The sequence below is a fragment of the Paraburkholderia sp. genome (assembly GCF_034668105.1).
Classification (GTDB): domain Bacteria; phylum Pseudomonadota; class Gammaproteobacteria; order Burkholderiales; family Burkholderiaceae; genus Paraburkholderia.
Genome location: NZ_JAXDPY010000613.1, coordinates 1 through 8,344, shown reverse-complemented (window position 1 = coordinate 8,344; position 8,344 = coordinate 1). Strand labels below are relative to the sequence as shown.

Genomic DNA, 8,344 nt, shown 5'->3' with positions numbered 1-8,344 from the left:
AAGGCTGTACCACCTCCGGCCACGAGGCGGCCGGGTGTCAGAAGCGCAAGGGAAGCGGCTGTCGCGCAGGACGATGCGGCAGTGCGCGAGACTCCAGTATCCACGGTTCAACCGGCTGTTGTCCACCAGCCGCGAGTCGAGACTACAGCCGGTACGGCGAACTCCATGACGAAAAAGCTGAATGAAGTACCCGTCGATGACGACGCAACCCAGAGCGAAGAAACTCCTGTGGCCGCTTCCGGCAAAGTGGAAAAGGTCAAGGCTCGCGACCGTCGTGCCAAGGAAAAGGCGCTGCTGAAAGACGCGTTCTCGTCGTCGCAGCCCGGCACGGTCGAGGAACTCGAAGAGCGCCGCTCGAAACTGCGCGCGCTGATTAAGCTCGGCAAGGAGCGCGGCTTCCTCACATACGCCGAAATCAACGATCACCTGCCGGACAACTTCACCGAGACCGAGGCGATCGAAGGCATTATCAGCACGTTCAACGACATGGGCGTGGCTGTGTACGAGCAGGCGCCCGACGCGGAAACGCTGCTGCTGAACGACAACGCGCCGGCCGCTTCGTCGGACGACGAAGTCGAAGAGGAAGCCGAAGTCGCGCTCTCCACCGTCGACTCGGAGTTCGGACGCACCACCGACCCTGTCCGCATGTACATGCGTGAAATGGGCACGGTGGAGCTGCTGACGCGCGAAGGCGAAATCGAAATCGCCAAGCGGATCGAAGACGGCCTCAAGCACATGGTGATGGCGATCTCCGCGTGCCCGACCACGATCGCCGACATTCTGGCCATGGCTGAGCGTGTCGCGAACGAGGAAATCCGTATCGACGAGCTGGTCGACGGCCTGATCGACGCCAACGCGGAAGATGCGGACGGCTTCTCGGCGCAAGAGGCGGAAGCGATCGAAAGCGAAGACGAGGAAGTCGAGGAAGAGCAAGAAACGGACGAGGAAGAAGATGACGGCGCGGCGCAAGCCACGGCCAACGCAGCGCAGATGGAAGCGTTAAAGCGTGCGTCGCTCGAGAAGTTTGCGCTCATCAGCGAATGGTTCGACAAGATGCGTCGCGCGTTCGAGAAGGAAGGCTACAAGTCCAAGGCGTATCTGAAGGCGCAGGAAACGATCCAGAACGAGCTGATGACGATCCGCTTTACCGCGCGTACCGTCGAGCGTCTGTGCGACACGTTGCGTGCGCAAGTGGACGAAGTGCGTCAGGTCGAGCGTCAGATTCTGCATACGGTGGTCGACAAGTGCGGCATGCCGCGGGCGGAATTCATCGCGCGTTTTCCAGGCAGCGAAACGGATCTCGAGTGGGCCGACAAGATCGTCGGTGAGGGGCACGCGTATAGCGCGATTCTCACGCGTAACATTCCGGCCATTCGCGAACAGCAGCAACGTCTGTTGGATCTGCAGGCGCGCGTCGTACTGCCGCTGAAGGACCTGAAGGAAACCAACCGTCAGATGGCGGCCGGCGAATTGAAGGCGCGTCAGGCCAAGCGCGAAATGACCGAGGCAAACTTGCGTCTCGTGATCTCGATCGCGAAGAAGTATACGAACCGTGGTTTGCAGTTCCTCGACCTGATTCAGGAAGGCAATATCGGCCTGATGAAGGCGGTGGACAAGTTCGAATACCGTCGCGGCTACAAGTTCTCCACGTATGCCACGTGGTGGATTCGTCAGGCCATCACGCGTTCGATTGCTGACCAGGCGCGTACGATCCGGATTCCGGTTCATATGATCGAAACGATCAACAAGATGAACCGCATCTCGCGTCAGATCCTGCAGGAAACCGGTCTCGAGCCGGATCCGGCAACGCTGGCCGAGAAGATGGAAATGCCGGAAGACAAGATCCGCAAGATCATGAAGATCGCGAAGGAGCCGATCTCGATGGAAACGCCGATCGGTGACGACGACGATTCGCATCTGGGTGACTTCATCGAAGATACCAACACGGTGGCGCCGGCTGATGCTGCGCTGCACGCCAGCATGCGCGATGTCGTGAAAGACGTGCTCGATTCGCTGACGCCGCGGGAAGCCAAGGTGCTGCGTATGCGTTTCGGTATCGAGATGAGCACCGATCACACGCTCGAAGAAGTCGGTAAGCAGTTCGACGTGACGCGTGAACGGATCCGTCAGATCGAGGCAAAGGCGCTGCGCAAGCTGCGTCACCCGAGTCGCTCGGACAAGTTGAAGTCGTTCCTCGAAGGGAACTGATCCAGGCTGGTGGACGGCGGGAAATGATTAGTGGGGCGAGGGGGCCGCGGGGTTGTTTCGCTTGAGCGAAGCGGTTGCGGCGGCCCTTTTTTCGTGTAGTATGTCGGCCAATCAACGAATTGGCCCGGCCTTCATGACCGGGTCTTTTTCTTGGGCCGGACGCCGTGCTGGTTGCAGGCAGCGGACTCATAATCCGCCTCCGAAAGGACACCGTCGGTTCGACTCCGACCCGGCCCACCAAAGTTGTAAAGAAGGGTTCCGAGTTTTCGGAACCCTTTTTGTTTTGTGGCGCGAGCGTCTATCTGGTGCGGCAATATGTCACTTCCGCTGTGTTGTTAATCCTGCATTCCCGATACGGAATTCGGTTTGTTAGAAACACTTTTGTCCCAGCATTAAGCGGCCTAAACGACGTTCCGCAATCATCTTCTCCCGTTCAAGCGCCCGTATTAAGCATCGCGTTTCTCTTGGCGATATCGCGGTTCGCTTTATCCCTCGCCGCGGCAAAATCTCCGCCGTCTCAGCGCCTTCTCCCGTCATTTTTGCATGGCTATTCGGCCTGGAGCCTTTTCTGACGGGAGCCGGCGAAATGCCACGCTCCAAGGGCGATCGTCATTGATCGCGGGCCGCCCATAGGACATAGGTGGCGTCACATCGACGGACGTTGAAGGTTTCGCGGCGCACGCCCTCTGGCGCCAGGGCTTCTCCGAAGACCAGAGTGCGCTCGGCCGGCTGTGTTGACTCCTTCACAACGTCCAGCGACCGGGGAAGTAGGGAAACTCCGTGTGAAAAAACGCACGCCTGTGCCGTTAAATGATGACGGAAGGCTGTTCGATGTATGCCGTCCGCTTTCAGCACGGGTTTTTGTCACGCGGCGGTCGGCGCCGCAGCTCACCTCCGGGCAGCGCTCGTGTTGAAGGCATCTCTTTCCTCTTCCCGCGGCGTTGCCTTTGTGGGCCGGAACGAGCGCTCCGTTGGCAACAGCTACAACTGGACTCCGTAAAACCGCCTGACGGCGGTTTTTTGTTGGCCGTCCGCTCACGTGCTATCGGGCGGGGGAGCCGGTCCCCGCAAGCCGCGAGACGGAGCCGGCCGGAGGTCTTCGGCGGTCGCGGAGGCGGTGGAATCGGATCCATCGTCGTTTCTGCGCGCCGGAATCTCGCAATAAAGCACGCAGCCATTCGACACCAGCGTTTTCCGCCTCGATACAGCGAATGCACAGATTCTGTTGCGCGGCGATTGAGCGATTAATTCAGCCGACTGCATTAACTCAATTAAGTTCCCGTTTTTCTGAAATAAATTACTCCGCGTCGAAATGGCACATTGCAATCGCCTGATTGTCGAGCAACCGAATGCTTCTCACTTTTCAAACGTTCCGACCCGATTACGACGCGAATATTAAATGCTGTTGCATACGCACAACTTTGATATTGATACGTTGCAAATAAATTTTGTCGAGAGCCACCCGGTCATCCCGATGATTTTGCGATAAAGGCCTACAAAACAAAGACTTAATGCCTTCGCTGACTTGATTGTTGCTGTTTCTGAAAAATCCTGTTGCGCAAATCGCCGGCGTCGCTACCCAGGGTGTCCCCCTACACTCACGCTTCGTTCTAAGGGTGCCCGGCCGATCCGAAACGATCCGGCCAACAGGGCGGCAGTGAGTGATGCATTCGCTGCTGAGGCAGGTCCCGCTCCCCGCGTAAATTTATCGAACTGGAGTCCCAGCATGAAAAAAAGTCTCATCGTTGTTGCGGTTGCCGCATCGTTCGCTTCCGTCGCTCACGCACAAAGCAGCGTGACCCTGTATGGTCTGCTGGACGCGGGCCTGACGTACACCAGCAACGTCAACCACAACGCAAAGTGGGCAGCCGGTAGCGGTGGCATCAACCAAAGCATGTTCGGTCTGCGCGGTTCGGAAGATCTGGGCGGCGGTCTGAAGGCAATCTTCACGTTGGAAAGCGGCTTCAACATCAACAACGGCAAGTTCGCTAACAACAACGGCATGTTCAACCGTCAAGCGTTCGTCGGTCTGTCGAGCGCACAATACGGTTCGGTCACGCTGGGTCGTCAATACGATGCAGCACAAGACTACCTGGCACCGCTGACCGCAACGGGCAGCTGGGGCGGTACGTACTTCGCTCACCCGTTCAACAACGACAACCTGAACACGAACGGCGGCTACGCAGTCAACAACTCGATCAAGTACTCGAGCGCTAACTACGCTGGCTTCACGTTCGGCGGCACGTACGGCTTCTCGAACCAGGCCGGCGCATTCGCAAACAACCGTGAATACAGCGTTGGTGCTGCATACCAGTGGCAAGGTCTGCACCTCGGCGCTGCTTATGCGCAGCAGAACAACCCGGGTGCAACGAACGCAGCAGGCACGGCAAGCAACGGCGGTGCTTCGGACGGCTCGATCCTGGGCCTCGCCGGCAACTTCCGTCAGCGTGAATTCGGCGCAGCTGCTTCGTACTCGTTCGGCCCGGCAACCGTCGGTGCTGCATGGACGCAGTCGCGTATCGACAACGTCGTTGGCACGCAACAATCGCTGCGCGCTAACAACTACGAAGTCAACGGTAAGTACAACGTGACCCCGGCTCTGGGTCTGGGCGTTGCTTACACGTTCACGGACGGCAAGGGCTACGGCGTTGCTGCAGACGGCGGTTCGGCGTCGGTGCGTTACCACCAGATCGGCCTGCAAGCTGACTACTCGCTGTCGCGTCGTACGGACGTCTACGCTCAAGCCGTGTACCAGCACGCAATGGGCGACGGCGGTGTCGCTTCGATCTACAGCGGCGACAACACGCAACTGCCGTCGTCGTCGAAGAACCAGACGGCTGCTACGGTCGGTCTGCGTCACCGCTTCTAAGCTTCCGCAGAAGCTAGTTGTTGCAGAAAAGGTGCCGTTCGCGGCACCTTTTTTTATGGGTGTGCCGCTTTGAACCGACGGTTGCCGCTCGCCGCATTCAATCTGACGAGCCTGACAATAATTGACTTTCGCGCAAGCGCGCTTGGGTTAGTCTGAAGCGATTGATCCATAGACACGATGTTCGCGCCGACGCCAGCACGTCCGCTGCAAGTGCGCGTTCTAACTGCATGAATACTCCGCTTTCAAACTCGCTGGCCCGCTCGCCGGCCATTCAGGATCTCACCGACGAGCAATGGCATCGCATCGTACCGCTCCTGCCGGAAATGAAAGACCATGGACCGAGGCGCGGCCGACCGAGCATCGACATTCGCTGCGTGGTGAACAGCGTGCTGTGGGTGCTGCACACGGGCAAGCCCTGGCATGCGATGCCCGACCGGTATGCGCCTTATCAGACGGCGCATCGCTACTACTTGCGCTGGAAGAATTCAGGTGTGCTGGCTAGCATCGCTTTAGCACTGTTTGATACCGACGCCATGTTGATGCGGCCTTTCTCTCGCAGGCGCGACGTGCGCACGGTATAGCAGGCATGGCAAACAAAAACGCCGTCACCCCGCAATCGGATGACGGCATTTTCTATTCGGCTACATTAGTCCACTGAACCAGTCGACCAGGTTAATCGTCAGCATGAACGCGCGGCTCGATCACGCATGTTGCTCGACCTTGAACACCGCAACCGTATTTCGTAGACGTTCGGTCTGCTCGTCGAGCGAACCTGCCGCAGCCGCTGCCTGCTCGACTAACGCGGCATTGCGCTGCGTCACGTCATCCATCTGGCGGATCGCGAGATTGACTTCGCCGATACCTGAACTCTGTTCCTTCGAAGCCGCCGAAATCTCGTTCATGATGGCCGTCACGCGGCGCACCGCGTCGACCACCTCGCCGATCGTGCTGCCGGCCTTGCCTGCCAGCGTCGATCCTTCACCGACCTGCGCGACCGACTGATCGATCAGCACCTTGATCTCCTTGGCCGCCGTCGCGCTGCGCTGCGCGAGATTGCGCACTTCGCCCGCGACGACGGCGAAGCCGCGGCCTTCCTCGCCAGCGCGCGCGGCTTCCACCGCGGCGTTCAGCGCCAGGATATTGGTCTGGAACGCGATGCCTTCGATCACGCTGATGATCTCGCCGATCTTGCGCGAACTATCGGTGATACCGGCCATTTTCTCGACGACATCGTTCACAACCTGGCCGCCACGCGCGGCGATCGCCGACGCATCGGTAGCCAGTTCCGAGGCGGTGGCCGCGTTGTCGGCATTCTGCGTGACAGTCTTGGTGAGCTCGTCCATGGTGGCGGCCGTCTGCTGCAACGAAGCCGCCTGCTCCTCGGTGCGGCTCGACAGATCCAGGTTGCCCGCGGCAATCTCTTTCGAGGCGACCGTGATCGTCTCCGCGGATGTCTTGATGCGCCCAACCGTCGCGGCGAGTTGATTGCGCATCTCGTGCAGCGAGAACAGCAGGCTCGACGTGTCGTCGCGACGCAGATCGATGTGAGTGGCGAGATCGCCGCGTGCGATCTGCATTGCAATCGCCGCCGCCGCGGAAGGCTCTCCGCCGATCGAACGCGATACGTTGCGCACCACGCGCGAGGCCACGAACGACGCCAGCGCCCCCAGCAGCAGCAACATACCGGCCGAGCGCTCGAGCGTGGCGTAGAACTGCGCCTGGATGTCGTCCATATACGCGCCGGCGATAAAGTCCCAGTTCCACGGAACGAAGCGTTTCACATAGCCGATCTTTTCGCTCGGTGCCGTCTCGCCGGGTTTCGGCCACCAGTAGCGCAGATAGCCCGAGCCGCCCGCCGAACCGCCTGCCTGCGCGATGTCGTGATACAGCGCGTTGCCCCTGGCGTCGCGAAAGCCGCTCATGTCCTTGCCGTTCAGATTCGGGCTCATCGGATGAGCGACCATCACCGAATCGCCGCGCACGATCGTCACGTAGCCCGACGTGCCATAACGCTGCGCGTTGATGCGGGCGATGGCCTGCTGTTTGGCCTCGTCGACCGTGAGTTTGCCCGCGTCGGCCTGTTTCGCGTAGTCCGCGACGATCGATGCCGCCATGTCGATGACGTCGGCCAGATCCGCGCGACGTGCGTCCATTTGGGCGTTTCGCGCGTCGAACGCGTTCACGGCGGTAATGATCAGGAGCGCCGCCCAGCAAAGCAGTATCGGCACCCACAATTTCTGTTTCAGTGTCAGACGGTTCATTGTCGGCTTCGGCAATACGTTGGACTTGGAATAGGGAGGGCTGCAATCTCCGTTGCATAGGCGACATAACGGCCATTGCGCCGGATTCTTTATTCCGGCATCCGAAATTCCTGGCTGGGCGCGAGCCTCCGGTATTGGGCGACCGCTGAAAAGCGGGAAACATCGGGGAAAATCGGGGAAAAGTTGAACCAAATCTGTAGAAAATCGCGGGAAACCACGGCAAGCTGATGGCCACCCCCCAGCGCGCCGATGAGCGCCAGGGCGCGCCACGCTGTCATTTGAATCACAGACGGTTCACCATGGCGGTTGCCAGGTTAGTGCATCAATCAATCAGAAATCAATCAGAAAAAGCGACGGCGCCGCCTGCGCCTCAGGAGACAACGATGAAGCACATGTTCGAAGAAGGCCTTGAACGGCGCGAGGCCAATTATGTCCCGCTGACACCCATCGATTTCATCGTACGCGCAGCGGAAGTCTACGGTGAGCGGCTGGCGGTCGTGCATGGGGAGATTCGCCGTAACTGGCGCGAAACCTATGAACGCGCTCGACGTTTGGCCGGCGCGTTGCGACAGGCCGGCATCGAACGTGGCGACACGGTTGCGGCCTTGCTGCCGAACATTCCTCCGATGATAGAAGCGCATTTCGGCGTGCCAATGGCCGGCGCGGTGCTCAACACGCTGAACACGCGGCTCGACGTCTCGTCGCTGCTGTTCATGCTGCGGCATGGCGAAGCCAAGGCGTTGATCGTCGACACGGAGTACAGCGAGCTGGCGCACCGCGCGGCGCTGGAATTCCCCGAGTTACGCGTGATCAGCGTGGCGGACGCAATGCCCGCCGACGCCGACAAGTTCATCCGCGCGACCGACTACGAAGCGTTCCTGCAATCCGGCAACCCTGAATTCGCTTGGACCCTGCCAGCCGATGAGTGGGACGCCATCGCGCTGAACTACACTTCCGGCACGACGGGCGATCCAAAGGGCGTGGTCTACCACCATCGCGGCGCCTA

Annotated in this window: 6 protein-coding genes and 1 tRNA gene; 5 read left to right on the top strand and 2 right to left on the bottom strand. The window is 59.7% G+C overall.

Going from position 1 to position 8,344, the window contains the following annotated elements; genetic code table 11:
• The 4 genes from rpoD to QOC89_RS26925 form a co-directional block, all read left to right on the top strand.
• Positions 1–2,208 (top strand): RNA polymerase sigma factor RpoD (gene rpoD, locus QOC89_RS26940; RefSeq protein ID WP_323047813.1); only part of this gene is annotated, 2,208 nt, incomplete at its 5' end.
• Positions 2,209–2,360: 152 nt separating this feature from the next.
• A tRNA-Ile gene (locus QOC89_RS26935) sits at positions 2,361–2,448 on the top strand.
• A gap of 1,486 nt (positions 2,449–3,934) precedes the next feature.
• On the top strand, positions 3,935–5,077 hold the full coding sequence (locus QOC89_RS26930) for a porin (RefSeq protein ID WP_323047812.1): 1,143 nt from the start codon (positions 3,935–3,937) through the stop codon (positions 5,075–5,077).
• A gap of 227 nt (positions 5,078–5,304) precedes the next feature.
• Entirely contained in the window at positions 5,305–5,658 is a 354-nt protein-coding gene (locus tag QOC89_RS26925; protein WP_323047811.1) for a transposase, read from the top strand.
• Positions 5,659–5,778: 120 nt separating this feature from the next.
• On the opposite strand, the gene QOC89_RS26920 is transcribed toward QOC89_RS26925, so the two are convergent.
• Together QOC89_RS26920 and QOC89_RS26915 are read right to left on the bottom strand one after the other, a co-directional pair.
• Positions 5,779–7,338 (bottom strand): methyl-accepting chemotaxis protein, encoded by a 1,560-nt coding sequence (locus tag QOC89_RS26920; RefSeq protein ID WP_323047810.1) that lies wholly within the window; start codon positions 7,336–7,338, stop codon positions 5,779–5,781.
• Positions 7,339–7,427: 89 nt separating this feature from the next.
• Complete coding sequence (locus tag QOC89_RS26915; RefSeq protein ID WP_323047809.1) at positions 7,428–7,625, bottom strand: hypothetical protein; 198 nt, start codon at positions 7,623–7,625, stop codon at positions 7,428–7,430.
• Positions 7,626–7,721: 96 nt separating this feature from the next.
• Here QOC89_RS26915 and QOC89_RS26910 point away from each other — a divergent pair.
• Positions 7,722–8,344, top strand: a 623-nt coding sequence (locus QOC89_RS26910; RefSeq protein WP_323047808.1) for an AMP-binding protein, incomplete at its 3' end; no start/stop codon positions are given.